Here is a 25,220-nt window from a genome sequence, read left to right on the forward strand (position 1 = left end):
GTGACGCCATGAGTGAACCGACGCCCTTCCAGACCCTGCGCGCCCGCAAGCGGGCCGACCATCTGGTCGACCTGCGCGACGAGATCGCCAGCGCACTGACGCATGGCCTGGGCGCCGTCCTCGCGCTGGCCGGCGGTGCGGTGCTGATCACCCTGGCCGCGGTCCATGGCGATGGCTGGCAGCTGGGTGCGTCGATCGTGTTCGGCGTCACCCTGCTGCTGCTCTACACCGCGTCCACGCTGTACCACGCCATCCAGCATCCCGTGGCGAAGGGCCGGCTGAAGGTCTTCGACCACTGCGCCATCTACCTGCTGATCGCCGGCACCTACACGCCATTCACCCTGATTGGCCTGCGCGGGCCATGGGGCTGGGGTCTGTTCATCGCCATCTGGACGATCGCCATCGCGGGCGTCATCTTCAAGCTGTTCTATACCGGCCGCTTCAAGCTGCTGTCGACGATCCTCTACATCGCGATGGGCTGGCTGGTGGTCGTGGCGATCAAGCCACTGCTGACCTCGGTCGATCCGTGGACGCTGGGTTGGCTGCTGGCAGGCGGGCTGTTCTACACGCTGGGCACCTTCTTCTACCACCGCGAGTCGATCCGCTACTCGCACGCGATCTGGCACCTGTTCGTCATCGTCGGCAGCGTCTGCCATTTCGTCGCCGTCACCCAGCAGGTACTGTCGCCGCGCCTGGCGTGAACCGCGCGTCCACGTTCGTGTCCCGCGCATGAACCGCTGAGCGCGCGTTTCGCGGTACGTGAACACGCGGTCCCCAACCATGGGGCCATGAATGCAGCGCCTTCCCCACGTCGCCGCTTCGCCCTGCGCCCGCTGTCGCGCGCCGGTGCGATCATCCTGGGCGTGCTGGCGGCCGTGATCGTGGTGGTGGCGATCCTGTTCGAATGGAACTGGCTGCGCCGGCCGATCGAATGGGTCGTCGAGAAGCAGACCGGGCGCAGCTTCCATATTGCGGGCAATCTGGATGTCGACCTGGGCAGGGTGACGACGGTGCGCGGCGACGCGTTGACCTTCGGCAATGCCGCGTGGTCCAAGGTGCCGACGATGGCGGCGGCCGACCGCGCCGAGGTGAGCATGGAAGTGCTGCCCTTCGTCTTCAAACGCGAGACGCGCATCCCCCGCATCCATCTGACGCGCCCGCAGCTACGCCTGGAGAGCGGACCCGATGGCACGGGCAACTGGGTGTTCGGCGACACGAGTGGCGAAAGCCGCATGACATTCGGCGACCTCCGGATCGACCAGGGCCGCCTGCTGTTCCTCGATCCGAAGGCGAAGACCGATGTCGACGTGACGCTGGACAGCGCCAAAACCTCCGCCCCCGATGAGGCCTCGGCGGTCAACGTCGACGGCAAGGGCCACTGGGCGGGCAGCCGCTTCACGCTGGCCGGCCAGGTGGCGTCGCCACTGGCGCTGCGCGACACCGACAAGCCCTACCGCATCGACCTGCGGGCGACTGCGGGCCCGACCCGTGCCCATGCGCGCGGCACGCTGCTCGATCCCTTCCGTCTGCGCGATTTCGATCTGCAGCTGATGCTGGCCGGCGAGGACATGGAGGACCTGTTCCCGCTGATCGGCATCGCGACACCCCCCACCCCGCCGTATCGTCTGGATGGCCGCTTCACCCGCGAGGGCAACACGTGGCGCTACGACGGCTTCACCGGCGTGGTCGGCGACAGCGATCTCAGTGGCTCGGCCGCGGTGACCGTCGGTCGCGAGCGTCCATTGCTGAAGGCCAATCTGGTCTCGAAGCGCCTGGATTTCGACGACCTGGCCGGCTTCGTCGGCGCACCGCCACAGACGGAGGGCGACGAAGCCAGCAATGCCGAACAGCGCGCGAAGGCGGTCGCGCTGGCGGCGGACGCCCGCCTGCTGCCGGATACGCCCTACGACCTGACCAAGCTGCGCGCGATGGACGCGGACGTGCGCTGGAAGGCGCACCGCATCAATGCGCCCAGCCTGCCCATCGACGACATGGATGCACACCTGCTGCTAGACGCCGGCCTGCTGCGACTGGAGCCGCTGAACTTCGGTGTCGCGCAGGGCGACATCCGTTCGCAGATCCGGATGGATGCGCGCAACGACACCATCCGCACGCAGGCGAAGATCGCCATGCGCGGACTGGACCTGGGCGAGCTGTTTCCACAGGCCGAACTGACCAGGAGCGCGGTCGGCCGCATCGGCGGCGACGTGACGATCGCAGGCACCGGCAATTCGATCGCCGGCATCCTGGGCACGGCGGACGGTGACATCGCCGTCGGCATGGGCCGCGGCCAGATCAGCAACCTGCTGATGGAGCTCGCGGGCCTGGATATCGCCGAGGCGCTGAAGTTCCTCATCACCAAGGACAAGACGGTGCCGGTGCGTTGCGCCTTCGGCGACTTCGCGGTGAAGGACGGCGTGATGCAGGCGCGCACGCTCGCGTTCGACAGCGCCGACACGATCATCGTCGGCAAGGGTCAGATCAGCCTGAAGGACGAGACGCTGGACTTGGAAATGCGACCACGCCCGAAGGACCGCAGTATCCTGGCGCTGCGCTCGCCGCTCGTGGTCGGCGGCACGTTCAAGGACCCCTCGTTCCGTCCCGACTTCAAGCGACTGGGCCTGCGCGGCGCGGTGGCCGTGGCACTGGGCACCATCACGCCACCGGCGGCCCTGCTCGCCACGATCGAGGTCGGCCCCGGCGAGGACAGCGCCTGCGGCGGGCAGTACGCGAAGTGAGGCGGCTCAGCTGGCGATGTAGCGCTGCAGCTGGTCCAGTTCGACCTTCTGGTCCTCGATGACCGCCTTCACCAGATCGCCGATGGAGATGACGCCGACGATGGTCTCGCCGTCTGCCACCGGCAGGTGACGGATGCGGTGCTCGGTGACGACCTGCATGCAGTGGTCGACGCTGTCGTCCGGCCGCACCGTCACCACCTTCGACGTCATGATGTCGCGCACCGGCGTATTGGATGACGAGCGGCCCTGCAGCACGACCTTGCGCGCATAGTCGCGCTCGGACACGATGCCGCACAGCCGCGGCCCCTGCATGGCGAGCACCGCGCCGACGCCTTTCTCGGCCATCAACCGGATGGCGTCGAGCACGGAGGCATCGGGCGATACCGCGAAGACTTCAGGGGTCTTGGCCCCCAGCAACTGACGAACCGTGCGCATGGCGATCTCCTGGATGGGGAGCGGGTCGATCGGGTCCGGCCAAGGATACTCCTGCCAACGCGGGTTGCCAGGCATCCACCAGATAGAGCGGTCGCTGCTTGGATTCCTCGTACAGGCGACCGAGGTACTCGCCGATCAGGCCCAGCGCCACCAGTTGCACGCCGCCGAGGAACAGGATCACCGTCATCATCGTCGGCCAACCCGCGACGGGATCCCCGAACATCAACGCCTTGCCCACGATGTAGAGGGCAAAGGCGAAGGCCAGCAGCGCGGTCAGCACGCCCAGGTAGGTCGCCACGCGCAACGGCGCCGTGGTGAAACTGGTGATGCCCTCGAGCGCGAAGTTCCACAGTTTCCAGAACCCGAAACTGCTGCTGCCCGCCACGCGGGCCTCTCGATGGTAGGGCAGCGACTTCTGGTTGAAGCCCACCCAGCCGAACAGGCCCTTCATGAAGCGGTGGCGCTCGCGCAGTTCGCGCAACGCGGACAGCGCGCGCGGCGACAGCAGGCGGAAGTCGCCGGTGTCGGCGGGGATCGGCGTCTTCGACAATCGGCCGATCACGCGGTAGAACGCATGCGCGGTGGCGCGCTTCAGCCAGCCTTCGCCGTCGCGCTCGATGCGCGTGCCATGCACGTTGTCGTAGCCGGCCTGCCATTCGCGCACGAAGTCACCGATCAGCTCCGGCGGATCCTGGCCGTCGGCGTCCAGGATCACGGCCGCGCCGCTGTCGATGCGGTCCAGGCCCGCCGTCAACGCGGCCTCCTTGCCGAAGTTGCGCGACAACCGCAGCACCGACACGCGGGGATCGGTCGCGGCGAATGCCTGCAGCACTGCCCAGGTGGCATCGCGACTGCCGTCGTCGACATACAGGACGCGTCCGTGGACGCCTTCCAGCGCATCCAGCGCCGCCATGACGCGCGGGTGCAGCAGCGGCAACGCTTGCGCTTCGTTGTAGGCAGCCACCACCACGGTGACCTGCCAGGGTCCGTCGTTGCTCATTGCAGTGCCTCGAGGTACCTGGCGCCACCGATCTGCCGGACCTGCCGTTGGATATTCGCAGCGCGGCGCTGCACATAAGGCCCCGGCCGATGCGCGCTGTAGCGGCGCGGCGCCGGCAAAACCGCCGCGAGGCGGGCGCTCTCGTTGGCGGTCAGGCCCGCGGCATCCTTCCCCCAGTAGCGTCGCGCCGCCGCTTGCCCGCCATACACGCCGTCGCCGAACTCGGCGACGTTCGCATAGACCTCCAGGATGCGCGTCTTCGGCCACAGCGCCTCGATCAGCACGGTGTACCAGGCCTCGAGTCCCTTGCGCGCCCAGCGCGTGATGCGGTTGCTGCCTTGCCAGAGAAACAGGTTCTTCGCGACCTGCTGGCTGATGGTGCTGGCGCCGCGGATGCGCGTCACCGGCCGGCCCCGCTTCTCGGCACGCTCGACCATCTTGCGGTTGTGCACGCGCGCCTTCTCGATCGCATCCAGGTCGAACCCGTGATGGCTCGCGAAGTTCTGGTCCTCCGCCGCGACCATCGACAGCGGCAGGCTCGGCGACATGCGGTCCAGGTCACGCCAGTCGTAGGCGATGCGGAAACCGAAGTCGCCCTGTCCCCAGGCTTCGAACATCCGCGCCACCATGAATGCGCTGAACGGCGGATCGACGAAGCGCAGCACCGCCACCTGCAGGATGCTGGCAGCCGCGAACAGGAAGGGCAGGGCCAGCAGCCAGCGGAACCAGCGGCGAATCCGTCGCGGGAGCGCCGCGGAAGGTTGGCTGTCGTAATTCAAGTTACGGACACCAAGTGTTCAGTTCTCGTTATTCTGGGGCCAGCGCCCCATTCTTGTCTCGCCATCATGAGCTCCACGCAGTCCTCGGCCCTGAACGATGCCCTGAAGCAACTGCTCGAGCAGGCCAACGCATGGGCCAAGCAAAACCAGCCTGATCGTGCCGCGGACTGTTGGCGGAAGGTGCTCGAATTGTCGGCAGACGTGGCTCCGGCGTTGAACGGCCTCGGCACCTACTACCTGGGCCGGGGCGAGCTGAGTCAGGCGCAACGCCTCCTGGAGCGCGCGGCTTCGGTTTCTGACCAGCCTGCCATGGCACACGCCAATCTGTCCCGAGTGCATTTGGCGCGCGGCGACCTCCCCCAAGCGCTGGCAGCGATCAAGCAAGCCATCCAGGCCGAACCCGCGGCGTGGGGCGCGCACGCGGAGAAAGCAAGGTTGTTGCAACGGCTGGGACGGGATCGGGAGGCCGCGACGGCCTGGTCGTCCGCCATGGCCTACATGCCGTCGGCGTTCGCGCAGGCGCCGCACATGCAGGACCTGATTAGCGAGGCAAAGGCATCCATCACGGCAAACCAGGCCCAGTTGCGGGACTTCCTGCTGGACCACATGCACGGCGCGCTTGAAGGGGGTTCGCGACGCGAACTGGAGCGATTCGATCATTGCCTCGATATCGTCACTGGCCGCCGCGCTTTCGTCACCGCCCGCCCACTGATGCTCCCTTTCCCACGCTTGCCCGCCATACCTTTTTTCCATCGCGAGGACTACGCGTGGGTATCGGACGTGGAGTCCGCCTTTTCCGGCATTCTGTCCGAGCTGGAGGCACTGCTGGCGCAGCAGCACCCCTTCGAACCCTACGTGCAGACTCCCGCTGGCGAACCGAAGGGTCAGTTTGCCGCGCTTGACCGCAAGCTGGATTGGGGCGCGTATTTCCTCTGGCGTAACGGCAAGCGGATCGATGACCAGGCCGACCGGTGCCCGCTTACCGAGCAGACACTACTGTCACACGCGCCACTCAACTCGATTCCCTCACGGGCACCTGTCGCCTTCTTCTCTGCCCTGAAGCCCGGCACCCATATCCCGCCACATCATGGCGCGACCAATACGCGGCTGACCGCGCACTTGCCATTGATCATCCCGCCGGATTGCGCACTGCGGGTAGGCGGAGAAACACATGTGTGGAAACCCGGCGAGTTGGTGATGTTCGACGACACCATCCAGCACGAGGCGTGGAATTTCAGCGACCGTCTGCGCGTTGTGCTGATCTTCGACATCTGGCACCCGATGCTCACCGACTTGGAAAAGCGCCTCGTCGCCCACACCGTGGAAGGAATCATGGCGTACTACGGCGAAGACGCCGACCTGGGAGAATTGTGAGCAGCGACACCCTGACCCGCTTCCTGCTGCCCGCCGCCGGCGTCCGTGGCGTCGCCGTCCGGCTGGACGAGACCTGGCGGACAGTGGCCGGACGTGCCGACTACCCTGCGTCCGCGCGCGAACTGCTGGGCGAGGCCAGCGCGGCCGCGGTGCTGTTCACCGGCCACACCAAGGTCGACGGCCGCCTGTCCATCCAGTTGCGCAGCCAGGGCAGCCTACGCAGCCTGTTCGCCGAATGCACGGCGGCGGGCACGGTGCGCGGCATCGCGCAGGTTGCCCCTCATCAGGATGCGCCCCGCGACCTGCGGGAGCTTGGCAACGACGCCCTGCTGGCCATCACCATCGAGAATCCCGGCCTGGACCCACGCGAGCCGCAGCGGTACCAGAGTCTGGTCGGCCTGGAGGCGAGCCGCCTGGCGGAGGCGTTCGAAGACTACTTCCGCCAATCCGAGCAGCTGCCCACGCGCCTGCTGCTGGCAGCGGACGGCGACCAGGCCTGCGGCCTCATGCTCCAGAAGCTGCCCGGCGACGAGGGCGACGACGACGGCTGGAACCGCGCCGGCGCGCTGTTCGACACGCTGGGAGAAGCGGAGCTGCTCGCCACCCCCGTCCCGGACCTGCTGCACCGCCTGTTCCACGAAGAATCCCTGCAAATCCTGACCCAGCGCCCAATTCGCTTCGGCTGCTCTTGTTCGCGCGAGCGGGTCGAGAGCATGCTGCAGTCGTTGGGGGAGGAAGAGGCGACGGCCGCGCTGGCCGACGGGGTGGCCGAAGTGCGTTGCGAGTTCTGTGGGCAGGAGTACCGGTTCTCCCCCGTCCAGATCGCGGAACTTTTCAGCCAGCCCAGGGTCGAGGTAGACGCGCCCAGCCGACTGCAGTGATCCGGCGGTCGGATGGCCGCCACGGGGACTTGTTAAAGAATCATAAACGGCATAGCATCGGTTCCCCTTCGGGAGGGGAACTCCGGGTAGACCCAGGAGTCTGAAGCCAGCCATGAATCTGCGTAGCCTTTCACTGTCGCTAGCCCTGTTGCTCGCCTCCGGCGTGGCAACGGACGCGCATGCGCAGAAGGCCGCGCGCAAGCCCGCTTCGGATCCCCACCCCACCGCCCTGCCGATCTGGAACAACGACGGCAAGGTCGAGGCCGTGCTACTGCTCGAACCCACCGGCCAAGCCGAAGCCGGCGCCCGCTGGCGCCTGGGCCGCAACTCGCTGACGACCGCCTTCGGACTGGAGAGCGGCGATGAACTGGGCCTGGTCTGCAATCGCAAGGCCGGCGTGGTCGGCAACATCGGCAATCTCGCAAGCCACTGCATGCTGGCGACGCTCGGCGACGATGATGACGCTACGACGAGCCAGCGCGTCAGCGCTTCCGCGATCCTGAGCCGCCCCGGCGGCAAGCTCGGCCTCTCGGCAGGCACCGGCCGCGACACGCTGCCAGTCTGGTTGTCGTCCGGCCGTGGCACCGGCCGCGTCGAACAGAATGACCTGACCGTGTTCGGCCAGAAGAACATCGGTCGCGAAGGCTTCGTGTCGATCGGCGGCGCGGTGGCGAAGGCCACCCTGGTGCCCGCCTCGGACCTGCCCGCCCTCGCCGACCGCTGGAACAGCCGCAGCCTGTCCGTCGGTGGCGGCTATGGTCCTTTCAGCGCCAACATCATCGGACGCGTCATCGACGTCCCCGGCCAGCCCGGCAAATTCGAAGGTCTGGGCCTTGGCCTGACTTGGCGCACGCCGTGGAGCGGACAGCTCACCGTTGGCGCCGAGAACGTCATCACCCGCGGCAAGAACCCCTTCTCGCTGACCAACGAGAACGCCGACGAAGGCACCGTGCCTTACGTACGTTACGAGCAGGATCTCTGATTCAGAGATTGGCACCGGAAGCGAAGAATCGCCTATCTGCCTTCCGAATCGCTCTGCGGCGATAATGCGACTTTAACGTTGTCGCACGTGATGTCATGAATCCGCACCAAAGCGTTACAGATGCGCTCGACAAGGCTGCCGCCTTTGAGCGTGCGCGTGAGTACAGCGACGCCATTGAATGGCTACGAGTAGCCGCCAACGCAGGCCATCTGGACGCGCGTGTCCAACAGCATGTCGCGCAAGCCGCCATGCGGATGGGGCACTCGGCGTTCGCGCTCTCCGCAATGCATCAGGCCGTCCACCTGACACCTTCGGACGGCGACCTGCGCTTCCAGTATGCGTGCCTGCTGGCGCACGAAGGCCAACATTCGTTTGCCCTGGAGCACTTCTACGCGAGCGTCCCCTTGCAGGCAGGCAACCCACAAGCGTGGCGACTGCTGGGGGTTACCCTGCAACGGCTTGGGCGGCATGCGGAGGCGCTCAAGCCGCTGCGTAGAGCCCGCGAACTCGCGCCCGAGAATGTGCGCGTGCTGGAAACGCTGGCCGAATCCGAGTTCCATGCGGGATATCCGGCGGAAGCACTGCCGCTGCTGCATTCGCTGTGGCAAGCGAAGCCCAACGAACCGAGACGCGTACTGCGCCTGGCAGAAACCTATAACCGGCTGGGTCGTCACCAGGATGCTTTCACACTGCTCGAGATGGCAGTGCCGACCATCGGGGAGCCCGATGACCTTCTGGTTGCGATGGCCCAGACAGCAGAAGACATGGGAGATCGCGAAGCCGCCGGGCGGGCGTATCACGCTGCCCTCGCAAGGCGGCCGAATTGGGCCTTCCCGCTCAGCGGTCTCCTGGGGCTCCACCGCGGCAGTGTGGACGACGCGCTGATCGTGCAATCGCAATCGTTGATGGCAGATGAGCACTTGCCCGATCCCGATCGGGCGCTTTTGGGATATGAACTTGGCAAGGTCTTCGATGCGCGGCAACGTTTCGATGAGGCTATGGACAGTTGGCATCAGGCCAATGCGGCGCGTCGACGCATGACAGGCTCAGCGGACATCCCCCACTTTGCACTCCAGATCAACAAGAGCATCGAAATACTGACACGCGAGCGACTGGAAGCGCGACGCACAAAGTGGGCAGGCCATCCTGATCCCCGGCTCCTGTTCATCGTCGGTATGCCTCGCAGCGGCACGACGCTGACGGAGCAGATTCTCGCTGCGCACCCTTGCGGCCATGGCGGCGGCGAGCTCCCGGATATCTGGCTGATCGTGCGCAATCTGCCCTTGGAAGTAGGGCGTGATCGAACATGGCCAGAGTGTCTGGACGACATCGGCGATGCGGCACTACATGCTGCTGCCGAACGCTATCTTCAGGCGGCAACCCGAGGCGCTCCACCAACGGCTGCCACGCTGGTGGACAAGGCGCCGCTCAATTTTCTCCAGTTGGGTCTGATCGAGCTGCTGTTCCCTCATGCACGCGTCGTCTGGTGCAGGCGCGATCCCCGCGACATCGCGGTGTCGGTGTATGGGGAGAACTTCGCGCTCGAAGAGCGCCTGGCGAATGCCCTGGGAGATATCGGCCACTACATCAGCCTGCAGACACGCCTGATGCGGCATTGGCAGTCCGCCCTTAAACTGCCGATCCTTGAGCTGGTTTACGAGGATCTGGCGCGCAACCCCGAGGAGCAAGCGCGCAGGTTGGTCGATTTCGCAGGCCTTCCCTGGGACCCCGCCTGCTTGGAGTTTCACCGCAACGACAAGGGCGTGCAGACGCCAAGCCGTTGGCAGGTGAAGCAACCGATCTACACGCGTTCCATCGAGCGCTGGCGCAACTACGAGACGCATCTGGAGCCGTTGCTGAAGGCGTTGACGCCCGATGCGTACCCCTATTCGCCAAGGAGTCGCGCGAGCAGCAACCATGCCACGCAACCTTCTTCCTGACGCAGCTCGTCATACTCGACCCGCGTCCCCGGCCTGAGTTCTGTCAGCTGGTGCGCTAGCGCCTCGATATCGTCCTTCGTGAGAGCACACGCCACCATTTCCGATGTCCTCAGCCTTGCAGCCTCCAGCGCGTCGGCGTAAGACCGCAACTGCATCAGGATGGCCTCCTCATCCCGCTGTAACCTGCTGATGAGTCCATGCACGGTACTTCGGGCCTCAAGCAACAGATCCGGTGCGGTCGAGCGAGACACCGCATCCGCCAGCCTCGACATCGCAACGTTGTAAAGCCCGCGAGCCTGGTCCGCGCGTCCATCAGGAGCCATTCCGCTCCTGATCTTCGCCATCCAGGGGATCACCTCCGTCGCCGCAGTCAATAGGCCATCTTGCGCGACCAACTGCGCGTGATGATGAAGCTCTTCGCGACCGACGTCGATCAATGCTGAGCCGGCATGGTGCATGACAAGCGCGATACGTGAGCCAGACTTGGCAACGCGCACGCATTCAGCGAGCGCCTCGGGCCTGATCGCGTACTCGAAGCCGTACTGGCTGATGACAGCATCGAACACGGCATCCGGGAACGGCAGTGCCTCCATGCGCGCGCCCGTATGGAACCGGATCGACGGCTGCTTCTGGGTATCGTGCCATCCAGGTGCGATGCTCGCGAAATCCACGGCGTCGATCTCGACAGCGTCCTGACGAAGTTCAGCCAGCAAGCGTGGCAGAGGACCATTGCCCGTCGCGAGATCCAGTACGCGTGCGCCCGGCTCCAGGGACAGCAGCCACTGCCTCCAGAAGTCACCGATGGCGCCGCGGTAGTTGCTGCCCGAGCTGTTTACGCATGAGTGCAGCCGGCCGCTCGCCCAGTAGGCTCCCCAGGCGGCTCGCCGGGCGTTGCTGTCGTTGGATTCCATGGTGCCGCCATCTTCGCACCCCCAACGCCCGCATGCACCCGGCAGCGATGGTGATGACAGCGGGTCCGGCGAGGCATACGGTCATTCGCACAAAAAAAGAAGGCCCCGTTTCCGGGGCCTTCTTCAACACTACCTCAAACGACTATCAGAACGTCTGCGTGTAACGGAAGTACACGGTACGACCGTAGGCGTCATACAGGTAGAAGTTCCACGGACGGCCGTCAAACGGCACCAGTTCCGGATAACGATCCCCAATGTTGGTCGCGCCAACAGCGATCTTCGCGTTCCACGGAGCGTTCCAGGTGAACTGGAGGTCGTTGGTCGCGTAACCGCCTACCTGCAGGGCAGGCGCGATGGTCACACCGCCCACCACCGTGGCCGCCGTGCTCTGGTCACCGATGTAGTTGATGCCCCAGTTGACGCCGAAGTCACCGAACGTCCACTCGTTGCTCAGGTTGGCACGGAGGTCTGGGTAACCCTGCTCACCGGCGTACTCCGTGGTGTAGTTGCCGTTGATCACATCATACTTGTTGATGTACGACACGGTCAGCTTGTTGCGCAGGCGACCGGCGTTACCCAGATCGAAATCGGTGTTGGCACGGAAATCCAAGCCATCCGTTTCCAGGGTGCCAATGTTGCGGTAGCCAGCGGTCACTTCGATCACGCGACCATTGGCCGCGTTACGCACTACACCCAGGCCATCCGGCACCGGACCGTAGGTCTCAGGTGCCAGCTCCCGGTTGATGATCGCCTGGGCGCCCAGCACCGTGATGCTGTTTTCAATCTCGATGTTGTAGTAATCCAGGCTCAGGTCCAGCCAGTCGACCGGGTCGTACACGATACCGGCGGACCACTGGGTCGACTGCTCCGACTCCAAGTTCGGGTTTGCGATGAAGTAGGTATCGACCTGCTGCTGAACCTGACGACCAGCCGTGTTCAGGCAGAACTCGTTCAGACCGGCGGCCAAGCAGGTCTGGCGGTCCACCACCGGCTCGGCGGAGAACGAATCAGCCTGGTTCAGGATGTCCAGACCCGGGGCGCGGAAGCCTTGGCCGTAGGACGCACGGAGGGTCAGGTTGTCCAGCGGCTGCCAGCGGGCGGCGATCTTCGGCGAGAAGTCGTTGCCATAGTCGCTGTAGCTGTCGTAACGGCCGGCCAGGGTGATGTCGAAATTGCTGCTGAACGGCAGCAGCCACTCGAAGTAGGCCGAGTAGACGTCACGCGTACCGCCCGAAGCGCCACCCGACGAGCCCAGCACCACACCCGCCTGCGACAGCGAGTCGTAGACGTCGGCGAACTGGTCTTCACGGTACTCGGCACCGACCACCGCATTGGAGATGCCACCGCCCATTTCGAACAGGTCGAACGAGACGTTGCCGTAGAACTCCTTGGTCTTGAAGAAGGAATTGCGGCCGATCGTCGCGGTGAAGCTGTTCAGGGTCTCCTGGCTGGCACCGAAGGGATCGGTCAGTACGTAGTCGCCACGGTCGATCGCCTGGTTGGCGAGGCTCTGGATGATGTAGCCGTAGCCGTTCTCGTCGTACTGGTAGTTGGTACGGCGCGCACCGAAGTCCACCGAGATGGAGTCGGTCAGCTGGCCTTGGAAGCCCACCAGGAAGTCCGAGTTGTTCGTCGTGGTGTAGTTGTCGCGGTTACCGGCCGCAGCGAAGCGGTGATAGTAGTAGGTCGGCAGACCATCGCCCGGGAACAGGTCCTGTGCGTTGCCTTCTTCAGCCCACACCAGACCCGGGACCGGAGCGTAACGACCGAAGGTCTCGACCTTGGTCGTGGTGGCCGTCATGTAGACGTTCCACTTGTCGTTGATCTGGTAATCGCCGCGCACGAACACCGAAGTGTTGTCCACCGAGGCCTCGTTGGCCGCCACCGAGTTGAAGTCGAACGAGCAACGACCGTTGGACTGCAACCAGAACGAGCCGGTGCAATCGAAGCCCGGGACGGCTTCCGCCAGACCGGTTTCCGGGTTGTAGAAGTTGTTGCCGTAGACCGACACACCCAAGGCCTGGCCGCCGATCTGGTCACGCGTGAACACCATGCCGCGGCTGGACTTGGAGGCGCCACCGATCAGCTGGCCACGATCCGAGGAGATGCCGAAGACCGCCGACGCGTCTTCCAGATCGCCGCCCTTGACCTTGGTCTGGCCGACGCCGTAACGCAGTTCGGCGCCGTTGAAATCCTTGCGCAGGATGACGTTGACCACGCCGCCGATCGCGTCGGAACCGTACACGGCCGAGGCGCCATCGGACAGGATTTCGATGCGCTCAACCGCTGCCAGCGGAATGGCGTTGAGGTCCGAGCCGGACGAAGCCGACATGGGGTTGGTCGGCGCACGGCGGCCATCGATCAGCACCAGCGTACGGCCCGAACCCAGACCACGCAGGTCGACCGACGCCAGCGATTGCGCCGAGCTGCCCGACTGCGGCTTGAAGTTACCGAACGAAGCAAAGGTGCTGTCACGCAGAACGTCGGCGACCGACACATCGCCGGTCGCATCGATGCTGGCGCGGTCGATCACGATGACCGGTACGGCGCCTTCGATGTCAGCGCGCTTCAGGCGCGAGCCAGTGACCTCGATGCGATCAAGGGTCTTGGCTTCCGAATCGCTGCTGGCAGCTTCCTGGGCGAACGCATTGCCGGTAGCCAGCGACGCGGCGCTGGCGAACAACGCAAACTTGATCGCGTTGGGCAGCTTCTTGAGGGTAGTCATTAGAGGCTCTCTCTCCAAATGTTCACTGAAAAGCCAAAGCCTCGCGGCCCGGGCCAATGGTTCAGACGCATGAATGCCTTGCGACTGGTGACCAGAGGATAACGTAAATTTTACGGCAATGAGAAGAACCCGCTGATTTCCCAGAAAAAACCTGTGTCACTCAAGAAAATCAGTTGCTTAGGAAACTTTAATATCCCAAGCCGGTTTGATCGGTGGCACGTCGTTGCGGGGGGCGCCATTTCAGCGAACGCCCGCGCCCTATTCAGGAAACAGGGCAGTCCGGCGGTTCCGTGCAGTCCTTTCGAGGAGGAAGCCCGACTGACAAAGCTACTCCACCCGCACTTCCGCACTGCCCGAGAACGTCTCCAGATTGACCCGGCCGCTGCCGCCACCGTAGGTGGTGGAGAAGCTGGCGCCGGGGCCGCGGCGCTTCTCGATGGTCACGCCGGTGGCCTTGAGGCTGCCGCTGAAGCTCTCGCCGCTGACCTGCGCGGAGACGTCCTTCGGCAGGCGCAGCAGCAGGTTGCCGCTGACGGACTCCATGCGGATCTCCCCCGCGGGGGCCAGGGCGGTGCTCACTTCGGCGCGGCCGCTGACGGTGGTGGCACTGAGGTCGCGGATGCGTTCGCCATTGACGTTGACCTCGATGCGACCGGAGACCGTCTCCGCATCGATGTCGCCATTCAACCGCCCGCGCAGCACGATCGACCCGCTGACCGTGCTGACATCCACGTCCTCGCTGTTGAGGGTCAGGTTGGCGTTGCCGCTTACCGTCTCCACGTCCGCCTTGCGCGGCGCGGCGGCCGCGACGACGCTGCCGCTGACGCTGCTGATCGACAGTTCGCTGGACGCCACGCCGGTGACATGCACGTCGGCGGCGACGGATTCGATGTCCAGGTCCGCGCGCACCGGCACCATCACCACCAGCTCGGTGGGGCCGGTCTTGCTGCCACCCCAGCCGCCACTCCTGGGATAGCGCACCTCGATGTCGAGCTGTTCGCGGGAGCCTCCAATCTCCAGGCGTTCCACGCCCTGCCCGAGCGTGCCCGTGATCTGCACTTCGTTGCGGTCCCAGCCGCGCACTTCGATGCGGCCTTTGACATTACTGATGTCGACGCGACCGCGCGCATCGAGCGGCCGGGTCTCGTTGATGGCGGTCTGCGCCAGGGCGGACGGCGCCAGCAGGGCGGTGGCCAGCAGCAGGGAGAAGGAATACGTGCGCATGGGGAACTCCTCAGGTCATGACCGCGCGCTGGGTCAAAGCCAGGCGTCGGGCGTAGGTGCGGCGCAGCTGTTCCAGCAGGAAGCGCGCCTGGGGATCGGTGGCGATGGCGTGGCGGATCTCGGCCGCGCTCTGGTCCAGCGCATGCAGCGCCGGCGCGTAGTCGGGCGACGCCTTGGCCTGCGCATCCATCTGCGCGAGGGCGCCGCTGTAATCGCGCGTCATCGCCGCGGCTTCGCGCTGGATCAGGGCATCGCCCTCGGGGGTGCGCTGCAGCTGCCAGGTCATCGTTACCGCCAGCAGCACCGAGGCCGCCAGCGCGAACGGAGCGACGCGGCGGCGACGCGACGCGGGCGCGGCGACAGGCGTCTGCGGCGCGGCGGCGAGCGCGGCGGCGATATCCGGCCACAGGTCGCGCGAAGGCGGCGCATCCTGGCGCAGGGCGCGCAACTGCCAGCGCAGCGCGTCGTCGGACAACGGGGTGGGATCGTGGGAGGTCATGCGTGTGCTCCTAGACGCTCGCGCAGCAGGTGCCGCGCGCGGTGCAGCTGGGCCTTCGAACTGCCGACCGCCATGCCCAGCTCGGCGGCGATCTCTTCATGCTTCCATCCTTCGATGTCGTACAGCACCAGCACGGCGCGGGCGCGGGGCGGCAACGTGGCGACCGCGCGCTCCAGATCCATCGACAGGGCCGTGCCCTGCCCCGCACTGTCGGCCAGGCCCAACCCGTCCAGCGCGTCCTCGTCATCGTCGAAGCGCGGGCCTGTACGGCGGCTACGCAGTTCCATCAGCGCGGTGTTCACCGCCAACCGGTGCAGCCAGGTGCCGAAGGCGCTCTCGAAGCGGAACGCCGGCAGTGCCTGCCAGGCCCGCACGAACGCCTCCTGCGTCAGGTCCTCCGCCCGCACACCATGCTGACCCACCAGCCGCTGGATGACGCCATGGATACGGCCGGCATGGCGCCGGTACAGCGCCTCGAAGGCCCGCATGTCCCCCGTGGACGCCGAGCGTGCCAGGGTAGTGTCTTGGGCGGCAGCGTCCTCGGGCGTGAGGCAGTCGGCGAACGGGTCGATCACGGCATTCAGCATACTGACTAGGATGCGGGGAGGGGCACAGGGGTTTAGAGGCGCCGGACTTTTTTGCCGGGTATGGATCCATTCCGCAGCGCGGACGCGAGCTGTGCACGGACAGAGCCCCTCTCCCGAAGGGAGAGGGGCTCGCAGCGCTCTCACCGCCTAAGAAAAAGCCCCGCCGCATCCGGGGTGGACGCGGCGGGGCTTGCGCAGGAAAGGGATGCGCGAGGCGGGGAATCAGTGCGCCAGGCGGGCGGCGATGCGTTGCTGTTCGTCCTTCAGCGCCTGCGGGGTGCGGGTGCCGAATTCCTGCAGGTACTCGCCGATGCTGGCGAACTCGGCCTGCCAGCCGGCGCGGTCGAAGCCGAACAGCAGCTCGTGCGCTTCGTCGCTCAGCGCCACGCCGTCCAGGTTGAGATCCTCGGCGCGCGGCAGATGACCGATCGGCGTCTCCACCGCATCGGCCTTGCCTTCGACGCGCCGGATCATCCATTCCAGGACGCGCAGGTTTTCGCCGAAGCCGGGCCACAGGAATTTGCCGTCGCCGCCCTTGCGGAACCAGTTCACGTGAAAAATCTTGGGAAGAGCCGTCTTCGGCAGCTTCGCATCGGCATCGCCGAACGACAGCCAGTGCGCGAAGTAGTCGGCGAAGTTGTAGCCACAGAAGGGCTTCATCGCCATCGGATCGCGGCGCATCACGCCGACCGCGCCGGTGGCGGCGGCGGTGGTTTCCGAGCCCATCGCCGCGCCCACCAGCACGCCGTGCGTCCAGTCGCGCGCTTCGAACACCAGCGGCACCAGCGAGGCGCGACGGCCGCCGAACACGATGGCGCTGATCGGCACGCCCTGCGGGTCTTCCGCCTTGGCGGAGTAGCTGGGGCACTGCCTGGCCGACACGGTGAAGCGCGAGTTGGGGTGCGCGGCCGGGCCGTTGGCGGCGTCGTACGGACGGCCCTGCCAGTCCAGCGACGGCGTGCGCGTGTCCAGACCTTGCCACCACGGTTCCTGCTCGTCGGTGACGGCGACATTGGTGAAGATGGTGTGGTGGCTGATGGTGGCCAGCGCGTTGGGGTTGGAACTGTCGGAGGTGCCCGGCGCCACGCCGAAGAAACCGGCCTCCGGATTGATCGCGTACAGGCGGCCGTCGGCGCCGGGGCGCATCCAGCAGATGTCGTCGCCGACGGTCCACACCTTCCAGCCGGCCTGGCGATAGCCTTCCGGTGGAATCAGCATGGCCAGGTTGGTCTTGCCGCAGGCGGACGGGAACGCGGCGGCGATGTAGTGCGTCTCGCCCTGCGGGTTCTCGATGCCGACGATCAGCATGTGCTCGGCCAGCCAGCCCTCGCTGCGGGCCTGGTGCGACGCGATGCGCAGCGCATGGCACTTCTTGCCCAGCAGCGCATTGCCGCCGTAGCCGGAGCCGAAGCTCTTGATGGTCAGCTCGTCGGGGAAATGCATGATGAAGCGGCGGTCCGGGTCCAGTTCGCCGGTGGAGTGCAGGCCGCGTACGAACGTTCCTTCGCGCTCGATGCGTGCGAGGGCCGGCGCGCCCATGCGGGTCATGATGCGCATGTTCGCCACCACGTACGGCGAATCGGTGATCTCCACGCCGCAGCGCGACAGCGGCGAATCGATCGGGCCCATGCAGTAGGGAATGACGTACAGGGTGCGGCCGCGCATGCAGCCGGCGAACAGCGCGTCCATCTTCGCGTGCGCCTCGGCCGGGGCCATCCAGTGGTTGTTGGGGCCGGCGTCTTCCTGCTGCGGCGTGCAGACGAAGGTCAGGTGCTCCACGCGCGCCACGTCGCTCGGGCTGGAGCGGTGCAGCCAGCTGTGCGGGTGGGTTTCGGGGTTCAGCGGCAGCAGCGTGCCGTCGGCCAGCATCTGCCTGGTCAGCAGCGCGTTCTCGGCATCGCTGCCGTCGCACCAGTGGATGTGGTCGGGCTGGGTGAGCGCGGCGACCTCCGCAACCCAGGCATTCAACGCGTCCAGCGAACTGCCCGGAAAATCGTTGCGTTTGAAAACATCGACCGCTGCGTTCATGCCCCGCCCTCGAAAAGTGAGACCAAAATGATACCAATGTCTTGTCCTTCAGACGAGGAGAACGTCGACAGGCGGTCAGCCCGCTTGGCAAGGGCGGCGGATTCGGGTGATTCCGTCCAACTGCAGAGCGAGAGGCTCGACGCACGAGGCTCGACGGCCCGCCGCCGGCGCTGAGGCGCCTCCGGATGGGGATCCGGAGGTCGTCCACGGGACCTGGAGGCCGGACGCCGGGGCTCGGAGCCCCATCGATGGGGCTCGGACTGTCATGGACGGGGCATGCCATGCCATCGATGGTGTTCCGAAGGCCATCGATGGAGCAGAAAGGGACATCGATCGGGCCTGGAAGGCCATCGCTCGGGCGCCAAGGCCCCTCCATGGAGCTCCGAATGCCGGCTCGACGGGGCCCGGAAGGCGATCGATGGGGCTCCGAGCGCCATCGATGGAGCAAAAAGGCGCATCGATGGTGTCCGGAGCCTGATCGATCGGGCTCCACGTGCCATCCCGGTGGGGCCGGGAGGTCGATCGATGGAGCTCAGAGCACCGTCGATGGAGCAAGAAGGGCCATCGATGGGATTTCCAGCCCGATCGATGGGGCTCCGGGCTCGATCCGTGCCACGGCGCCTATGCCCCGCGCGAGCGCCGGTAGGGATTGAACAGCTGCAGCAGCCACGGCTTCTGCGCCAGCACCAGGCTGACGCCCACGCGATCTTCCGCCGGCAGCGTGGCGTCGCGGGCCAGCAGCGCATCGAACTCGCGCGCCACTTCCTCCAGCCGTTGCCGCAGCTGCTTGATGCCGTCGACGCTGAGGCTGCCGCTGAGCAGCAGCAGTGCATCCTGTTCGCCATCGAACGGATCGGCGAAGTAGTCCGTCAGCAAGGTGTGGCGGAAGTAGCGTTCCATCGGGCCGTCCGCGCGCCAGCGGAAGTTGCGCGCGGTCAGCGCACGGCCGCGGTTGCCGGGCATCAGTTCGATGATGCCGAGACGATCCAGCTTCACCAGCAGGCCGGTCCATTGCGCCGGGGTGAAGCCGAAATGCCCCATCACATCGTCCTGCCGCCAGCGGTTGAGGGTCAGGAACAGCGCCAGCAGCAGCGTGGGTTCGTCGACCAGCGCCTGCTCTTGCGCCTCGCTCAGCAGCGCCATCGCCTTGCGCCCGCGCGAGGCTTCCGCGCTGAGTTCGGCCAAGCCCACATCGAGTACCTCGCAGATCTGTTCCAGGCGCTGCAGGCTCATCGCGCGCCGCGAGAACATGCGCTTCACCGCCGCTTCGCTCATGCGGATGCGCGCGGCGAGTTCGCGGTAGGTCAGGTTCTGCGCGCGCAGGCAGCGCTTCAATGCATCGATCAGGTCGACCGAGACGGCCATCGGTAGCGGATTCCTATACCGGTTGATGCGCCGGAGCTTACCTCGTCGATGCGGGTTGAACAGCGCCGAGGGCCACGCCCAAGGTGCGGCGACGCCGGAGACCCCTGCCATGACCCGCATGATCACCCGTTCGCTGACCCTCGCCCTGACCGCCGCCCTGTCAGGCGGCCTGGCCCTCCCGATCCAGGCCGCACCCCAGTCCGACGGCGCCAGCCGGCTGTCGCAGGCCAGCCTGGAAGCCTCCATCGAAGTGCCCGTCGCGGTGATCCACGCGCTGGGCCACGGCGCCTCGGCGGTGGTCACCGGCGTGGCGGTGGTGGCCGGCAGCGTGGCGGTGACGGTGTCAGTCGCCGCGACCGGCGTGGTCGCGGGCGCCTCGTTCGTGGTCTACCTGAGCGCGGAGGCGATCAAGCGTCTCGGCATCGCGGTGGGCACGGCGATCAGCGTCGCGGTGGTGTCGACCGGCTGGATCCTCAGCGCGGCCGGCGAGGCGTTGTGCTTCATCGCCAACGACGCCGCGCGCCCGCATATCCACAGCCATCGCTACGGCGGCTGAGCGTGATGCGCGCGCTCGCGGTGCTGTGTCTCGTCATCGCCCTCGCGCTGCCAGGGACGGCACGCGCGGGCGATGCCTGCAAGCAGATGGAGATGCCGCCGTACAAGGTAGCGGAGGCCGCGCGCACCGCCTTGCTGGCCGCGCAGCAGCTGGACGAAGTGGACGCGCCGGTCGCGCTGCTCGCGCGCGTCGGCACCGACCTGTCGAAACAGGGACTGGTCTACAGCCATGCCGGCTTCGCGGTGCGCGACCATGCGCACGGACGCTGGACCGTGGTGCACCTGCTCAACGAATGCGGCGGCGACCGCTCCGGGCTGTATGCGCAGGGGCTGGTGAACTTCTTCGCCGACGACCTGGTGAACCAGAATCTACGCATCGTGTGGTTCGAACCGGACGTCGCCGACCGCCTGGCCGCGCGTCTGCAGCAGATGCCGCGCCACAGCCTGCACCACCCGCGCTACAACCTGATCGCACGGCCCGGCAGCGAGGACTACCAGAACTCCACTGCGTGGATCGTCGAGGTGATGGCCGCCGCACTGGCCGACCGCGGCATCCACGACCGCCGCAGCGCGTACGCCTTCGCCCGCGGCGACGGCTTCGTGCCGGATACGGTGCATATCGCGTATTCCAAGCGCGTCCTGGGCGGCCTGTTCTCCGCCAATACCGATTTCACCGACCACTCCGTCGGTACGCGGCTGTCCGGCGACTATCCCGTCGTCACCGTCCGCTCGATCTTCCAGTGGCTGGAGCGCAGCGGGCATGTACGCGAGCAGCGGGAGTGGCGGAGCGGTGTGCGGCAGCGGACGATGGGGCCGGCGTGAGTCTCATCGTAGGGTGGGCCTTGGCCCACCATCGGCGACGCGATCACGCGCGGTGGGCCAAGGCCCACCCTGCGATCAGGTCGGGATCAACGTCGAGATGACGTGTTCGAGGTAGGTCTCGAATTCTTCCGAGGTCATGCGCGGCTGCTGCAACTGCAGCGACAGCTGCAGGAAGCCCACGTAGGCCGCATAGGCCAGGCGCGCACGGTGTGTGGCGTCGGTGCGCTGCAGGCCCGCCTGGCGGAACATCGCCACCAGGTAATCGAGGCGGCGCTGGGAGATGCGGTCGATCACCGGCTGCACAGCGGGATGATCCAGCGCCTTCAGCAGCTCGCTGTAGATGATGTGCGGTTTGACTTCGTGGCCGACTAGTTGGAACAGCGCACGCAGGCGTTCGCGAGGATCGGCGACCTTCTCCAGGCTGCCGAAGATGTTCTCCTGCTCCCCGACCTCCCAGCGCTCCAGCGCCGCTTGCAGCAGGGCGTCGCGGGACGGGAAATGCCAGTAGAAGCTGCCCTTGGTGACGCCCAACCTGCGCGCCAGCGGTTCCACCGCCACCGCCGACACCCCCTGCTCGGCGATCAGGTCGAGGGCCGCCTGGGCCCAGTCGTCCGCGCTCAGGCGGGCGTTGCGGGTAGGCGTGCTGGCGGGTGTTTCCGGGCTGGGTGTGCTCATGGTCCGCATTTAACCATACGCCGAGGTGTGTAGCGGTATGTATGCTGCATCGCACAACAAATAAAGACAAATCAATCGGTTGCATGTGAAACACGAATGGCAAACCGATTGACTGCTCTAAATGCGACAACCCATACTAGCCCGTATGGTGACACCCGCCTCTTCTGCTTTCACAACCCCTTCCAGCGTCGTCGACGCGGGATCGGAGCGCGCGCTGAAGGGACAGGGGGATGTTGCGCTGGCGATCCGCCGCTTCCCCTCGCCGCGCACGTTGCAGGGACACCCCGCGCTTGTCTATGCGCATGGCTTCGGCCAGACCGGCGGCGCGTGGAACCGCACCGGTGAACAGATGGCCGCCCAGGGCTACAGTGGCCTTGCCTACGACGCACGCGGCCATGGCGTGTCGGATCGCAACCCACCAGACCTGCCTTACACCGGCGACCAGTTCGCCGACGACCTGATTGTCGTGGCCGGCGAGCAGGCCGAGCCGCCCGTGCTGGTCGGCGCATCGATGGGCGGGCTGTTCGGCCTGATCGCCGAATCGCGCTGGCCCGGCCTGTTCCGCGCGATGGTGCTGGTCGACATCACCCCGCGCTGGGAGCCCGCTGGCCTGCAGCGCATCCTCGCCTTCATGACCGCGTTCCCGGACGGCTTCGACTCGCTCGACCACGCCGCCGACACCATCGCCGCCTACCAGCCGCAGCGCCGCACGCGCAAATCCGCCGACGACCTGCGCGAGCTGCTTCGCGAAGGTACCGACGGGCGCTGGCGCTGGCACTGGGATCCGCGCCTGGTGGACGAACTGGCGCGCGACAGCGCCCAGCATCAGGACGCCATCGCCGAGGCCGCGCGCCAGGTGCAGTGCCCGGTGCTGCTGATCAGTGGTGGCCGCAGCGACCTGGTCTCCGAGAAGACCGTCGAAGAATTCAAACTGCTGGTGCCGCATGCGCGCCACGTGCACCTGCCGCAGGCCACGCACATGGTGGCCGGCGACGACAACGACGCCTTTACCGCCACCGTGCTGGAATACCTGGCAAGCCTGTCGGCTGCGCCGGGTAGTGCCGAATCCGATGTAACCGAATCCGTGTCCGGAGCAACAACGCCATGAGCATCGTCATCCCCTTCCTCGCCTTCCTGCTGGCGGGCGCGTTCGCCGCCTACCACCGGATCCGGCTCGCCTACTGGGCGGCGATCACCGCCAGCCTGCTGGTCGCGTGCTGGCTGCTGGGCGCCAATCCCACCGCCACCGTCGTCGCCGCGCTGGTCGTGGTGGCGGTCGCCGTGCCGCTGCTGATCCCGGCGATCCGCAAGCCGCTGATCACCGCGCCGGCGCTGGGCTTCCTGCGCCGCGCGCTGCCGCCGCTGTCGCAGACCGAGCGCATCGCGCTGGAGACCGGCTCGGTCGGGTTCGAAGGCGACCTGTTCACCGGCGACCCGGACTGGAACAAGCTGCTGGCGTATCCCAAGCCGCAGCTCACCGCGGAAGAACAGGCGTTCCTCGACGGTCCGGTAGAGGAGCTGTGCCGGATGACCAACGACTGGGAAATTACCCACATCCACGCCGACCTGCCGCCGGAGCTGTGGGACTTCATCAAGAAGAACAAGTTCTTCGGCATGATTATCCCGAAGCAGTACGGCGGCCTGGGCTTCTCCGCGCTGGCGCACCACAAGGTGATCCAGAAGATCGCCTCGGTCAGCAGCGTGGTCAGCTCCACCGTCGGCGTGCCCAACTCGCTGGGCCCGGGTGAACTGCTCAACCACTACGGCACGCAGGAACAGAAGGACTACTACCTGCCGCGCCTGGCGATCGGCCAGGAAGTGCCCTGCTTCGGCCTGACCGGTCCGTTCGCCGGCTCCGATGCGACGTCGATCCCCGACTACGGCATCGTCTGCAAGGGCGAGTGGAACGGCGCCAACGTACTCGGCATCCGCCTGACCTTCGACAAGCGCTACATCACGCTGGCGCCGGTCGCCACGATCATCGGCCTGGCGTTCCGCATGTACGACCCGGACGGCCTGATCGGCGACACGCGCGACATCGGCATCACCCTGGCGCTGCTGCCGCGCGATACCGAAGGCGTCGACGTCGGTCGCCGCCACTTCCCGCTCAACTCGCCGTTCCAGAACGGCCCGATCCACGGCAAGGACGTGTTCATTCCGCTCAGCCAGCTGATCGGTGGCGTGGAGATGGCCGGCAAGGGCTGGAACATGCTCAACGAATGCCTCGCCGTGGGCCGCTCCATCACCCTGCCTTCGACCGCCAGCGGCGGCGCCAAGGCCGGCGCACGCGTCACCGGTGCGTATGCGCGCATCCGCAAGCAGTTCGGCCTGTCGGTCGGCCGCTTCGAGGGTGTGGAAGAAGCGCTGGCGCGCATCGGCGGCAAGGCCTATGCGATCAGCGCGCTGTCGCAGGCGACGGCTGCTGCAGTCGATCGCGGCGACGTGCCGTCGGTGCCGTCGGCCATCGCCAAGTACCACTGCACCAACATGGGCCGCGACGTCGCCAAGGACGTGATGGACATCGTCGGCGGCAAGGGCATCATCCTGGGCCCGCGCAACTTCGCCGGCCGCGCGTGGCAGGCCTCGCCGATCGCCATCACGGTGGAAGGCGCGAACATCATGACGCGCAGCCTGCTGATCTTCGGCCAGGGCTCGATCCTGTGCCATCCGTACATCATCAAGGAGATGCGCGCGGCGCAGGATCCGGACACCAGGGCCGGCATCCACCAGTTGGACGCGGTGCTGTATCCGCACATCGGCGGCGCGATCTCCAACGCGGTGCGCTCGTTCTGGTTCGGCATCACCGGTTCGAAGATCGGTGCGGCGCCGGGCGATGCGTACACGAAGAAGTTCTTCCGCAAGCTCGACCGCTACGCGGCCAACCTGGCGCTGCTGACCGACATCTCGCTGGGCGCGCTCGGCGGCAAGCTGAAGTTCAAGGAATCGCTGTCGGGCCGCCTGGGCGACGTGCTGAGCCACCTGTACATGATGAGCGCGGTGCTGAAGCGCCACCATGACGAGGGCACGCCGGAAGCCGACAAGCCGCTGCTGGCCTGGGCCTTCCACAACAGCGCGTACGAGATCGAACTGGCGCTGTCGCAGGCGCTGCGCAACTTCCCGATCAAGCCGCTGGGCTGGCTGCTGTGGCCGGTGGTGTTCCCGTTCGGCCGCCGCGCCGTGGCCCCGGGCGATCGCCTGAGCCACCGTGTCGCCATGCTGCTGATGGCGCCGAACGAGGCGCGCGATCGCCTGGGTCAGGGCGTGTTCCTGACTCCATGCGAGAACAACCCCGGCGGCCGCATCGACAGCTACCTGGCCGCGGCCGTGGCGGCCGAGCCGGTCGAGCGGAAATTCCTGAAGGCGCTGAAGACCAAGGACATCGAGGCGCTGGACTACAGCGCGCAGCTTGACGAAGGCGTGCGCGAAGGCTGGATCACCGCCGACGAGCGCAAGCAGCTGGAAGACCTGCGCGCGATCACGCTGGACACGATCACCGTGGACGATTTCGACACCCACGAACTGCGCGCCGCCAGCTTCTACGCCCTGCCGCAGCACAAGCGCCATCCGCGCGAAGCGGCCTGAGGACGCGATTCGCCCCCTCCCCCGCCTGCGGGGAGGGCTGGGGTGGGGGCGGCCGAAGCCGCCGATCCATGAGTGTCGCAATACCATCCAGAAACTGCCGCGGCGCGCAGTAATCCAA

Annotated in this window: 21 protein-coding genes; 10 read left to right on the forward strand and 11 right to left on the reverse strand. The window is 66.4% G+C overall.

Going from position 1 to position 25,220, the window contains the following annotated elements:
• Nucleotides 1-8: 8 nt before the first annotated feature.
• Both trhA and CSC78_RS17170 read left to right on the forward strand, forming a co-directional pair.
• Nucleotides 9-701, forward strand: coding sequence for a PAQR family membrane homeostasis protein TrhA (gene trhA / locus CSC78_RS17165; protein ID WP_162339088.1), 693 nt, complete (start codon nt 9-11; stop codon nt 699-701).
• A gap of 87 nt (nt 702-788) precedes the next feature.
• Entirely contained in the window at nt 789-2,738 is a 1,950-nt protein-coding gene (locus CSC78_RS17170; RefSeq protein WP_162339089.1) for an AsmA family protein, read from the forward strand.
• Nucleotides 2,739-2,744: 6 nt separating this feature from the next.
• Here CSC78_RS17170 and CSC78_RS17175 read toward each other — a convergent pair whose 3' ends face one another.
• From CSC78_RS17175 to mtgA, 3 genes are read right to left on the reverse strand one after another with little or no spacing between them, the layout of a single operon-like run.
• Nucleotides 2,745-3,173, reverse strand: coding sequence for a CBS domain-containing protein (locus CSC78_RS17175; RefSeq protein WP_162339090.1), 429 nt, complete (start codon nt 3,171-3,173; stop codon nt 2,745-2,747).
• On the reverse strand, nt 3,133-4,173 hold the full coding sequence (locus tag CSC78_RS17180) for a glycosyltransferase family 2 protein (RefSeq protein WP_162339091.1): 1,041 nt from the start codon (nt 4,171-4,173) through the stop codon (nt 3,133-3,135). Before CSC78_RS17180 ends, CSC78_RS17175 begins: the two co-directional genes overlap by 41 nt.
• A complete protein-coding gene (gene mtgA / locus CSC78_RS17185; RefSeq protein ID WP_162339092.1) occupies nt 4,170-4,952 on the reverse strand; it encodes a monofunctional biosynthetic peptidoglycan transglycosylase in 783 nt (260 codons plus the stop codon). The genes CSC78_RS17180 and mtgA overlap by 4 nt, the downstream gene beginning before the upstream one ends.
• Before the next feature lie 66 nt (nt 4,953-5,018).
• Between mtgA and CSC78_RS17190 the strand changes: the two genes are divergently transcribed.
• The 4 genes from CSC78_RS17190 to CSC78_RS17205 all read left to right on the forward strand — a co-directional run bounded on the left by CSC78_RS17190 (nt 5,019) and on the right by CSC78_RS17205 (nt 10,129).
• The gene (locus CSC78_RS17190) at nt 5,019-6,326 is read left to right on the forward strand and encodes an aspartyl/asparaginyl beta-hydroxylase domain-containing protein (RefSeq protein WP_162339093.1); all 1,308 of its coding nucleotides are present in this window, start codon (nt 5,019-5,021) and stop codon (nt 6,324-6,326) included.
• Complete coding sequence (gene hslO / locus CSC78_RS17195) at nt 6,320-7,207, forward strand: Hsp33 family molecular chaperone HslO (RefSeq protein WP_162339108.1); 888 nt, start codon at nt 6,320-6,322, stop codon at nt 7,205-7,207. Before CSC78_RS17190 ends, hslO begins: the two co-directional genes overlap by 7 nt.
• Nucleotides 7,208-7,355: 148 nt before the next feature.
• A complete protein-coding gene (locus CSC78_RS17200) occupies nt 7,356-8,189 on the forward strand; it encodes an XOO1806 family protein (protein ID WP_202924214.1) in 834 nt (277 codons plus the stop codon).
• Between the two features lie 95 nt (nt 8,190-8,284).
• Nucleotides 8,285-10,129: a tetratricopeptide repeat-containing sulfotransferase family protein gene (locus CSC78_RS17205; RefSeq protein WP_162339094.1), complete on the forward strand. Its 1,845-nt coding sequence runs from the start codon at nt 8,285-8,287 to the stop codon at nt 10,127-10,129.
• Here CSC78_RS17205 and CSC78_RS17210 read toward each other — a convergent pair.
• The 7 genes from CSC78_RS17210 to CSC78_RS17240 form a co-directional block, all read right to left on the reverse strand.
• Entirely contained in the window at nt 10,075-11,040 is a 966-nt protein-coding gene (locus CSC78_RS17210; protein ID WP_162339095.1) for a class I SAM-dependent methyltransferase, read from the reverse strand. The genes CSC78_RS17205 and CSC78_RS17210 overlap by 55 nt on opposite strands.
• Before the next feature lie 145 nt (nt 11,041-11,185).
• The gene (locus CSC78_RS17215; RefSeq protein ID WP_162339096.1) at nt 11,186-13,765 is read right to left on the reverse strand and encodes a TonB-dependent receptor plug domain-containing protein; all 2,580 of its coding nucleotides are present in this window, start codon (nt 13,763-13,765) and stop codon (nt 11,186-11,188) included.
• Between the two features lie 327 nt (nt 13,766-14,092).
• Nucleotides 14,093-14,989, reverse strand: coding sequence for a DUF4097 family beta strand repeat-containing protein (locus tag CSC78_RS17220; protein ID WP_162339097.1), 897 nt, complete (start codon nt 14,987-14,989; stop codon nt 14,093-14,095).
• 10 nt (nt 14,990-14,999) lie between these two features.
• Entirely contained in the window at nt 15,000-15,488 is a 489-nt protein-coding gene (locus CSC78_RS17225) for a hypothetical protein (RefSeq protein WP_162339098.1), read from the reverse strand.
• Entirely contained in the window at nt 15,485-16,075 is a 591-nt protein-coding gene (locus CSC78_RS17230; RefSeq protein WP_162339099.1) for an RNA polymerase sigma factor, read from the reverse strand. Before CSC78_RS17230 ends, CSC78_RS17225 begins: the two co-directional genes overlap by 4 nt.
• A 222-nt stretch (nt 16,076-16,297) precedes the next feature.
• Nucleotides 16,298-18,103: a phosphoenolpyruvate carboxykinase (GTP) gene (locus CSC78_RS17235; protein WP_162339100.1), complete on the reverse strand. Its 1,806-nt coding sequence runs from the start codon at nt 18,101-18,103 to the stop codon at nt 16,298-16,300.
• Between the two features lie 621 nt (nt 18,104-18,724).
• Nucleotides 18,725-19,468, reverse strand: a complete 744-nt coding sequence (locus CSC78_RS17240) for a helix-turn-helix domain-containing protein (RefSeq protein WP_162339101.1) — start codon at nt 19,466-19,468, stop codon at nt 18,725-18,727.
• A 109-nt stretch (nt 19,469-19,577) separates the two neighbouring features.
• Between CSC78_RS17240 and CSC78_RS17245 the strand changes: the two genes are divergently transcribed.
• Together CSC78_RS17245 and CSC78_RS17250 are read left to right on the forward strand one after the other, a co-directional pair.
• Entirely contained in the window at nt 19,578-20,024 is a 447-nt protein-coding gene (locus CSC78_RS17245) for a hypothetical protein (protein ID WP_162339102.1), read from the forward strand.
• Nucleotides 20,025-20,029: 5 nt separating this feature from the next.
• On the forward strand, nt 20,030-20,845 hold the full coding sequence (locus tag CSC78_RS17250) for a DUF2145 domain-containing protein (protein ID WP_162339103.1): 816 nt from the start codon (nt 20,030-20,032) through the stop codon (nt 20,843-20,845).
• Nucleotides 20,846-20,920: 75 nt separating this feature from the next.
• Here CSC78_RS17250 and CSC78_RS17255 read toward each other — a convergent pair whose 3' ends face one another.
• Nucleotides 20,921-21,520, reverse strand: coding sequence for a TetR/AcrR family transcriptional regulator (locus CSC78_RS17255; RefSeq protein ID WP_225589231.1), 600 nt, complete (start codon nt 21,518-21,520; stop codon nt 20,921-20,923).
• Between the two features lie 145 nt (nt 21,521-21,665).
• Here CSC78_RS17255 and CSC78_RS17260 point away from each other — a divergent pair, with 145 nt between their 5' ends.
• Together CSC78_RS17260 and CSC78_RS17265 are read left to right on the forward strand one after the other, a co-directional pair.
• Nucleotides 21,666-22,628 (forward strand): alpha/beta fold hydrolase, encoded by a 963-nt coding sequence (locus CSC78_RS17260; protein ID WP_162339105.1) that lies wholly within the window; start codon nt 21,666-21,668, stop codon nt 22,626-22,628.
• Entirely contained in the window at nt 22,625-25,102 is a 2,478-nt protein-coding gene (locus tag CSC78_RS17265) for an acyl-CoA dehydrogenase (protein ID WP_162339106.1), read from the forward strand. The genes CSC78_RS17260 and CSC78_RS17265 overlap by 4 nt, the downstream gene beginning before the upstream one ends.
• Nucleotides 25,103-25,220: the final 118 nt, after the last annotated feature.

Origin of the sequence: Pseudoxanthomonas japonensis, from assembly GCF_010093445.1 — a bacterium.
In the GTDB taxonomy this organism is placed as follows: Bacteria; Pseudomonadota; Gammaproteobacteria; order Xanthomonadales; family Xanthomonadaceae; genus Pseudoxanthomonas_A; species Pseudoxanthomonas_A japonensis.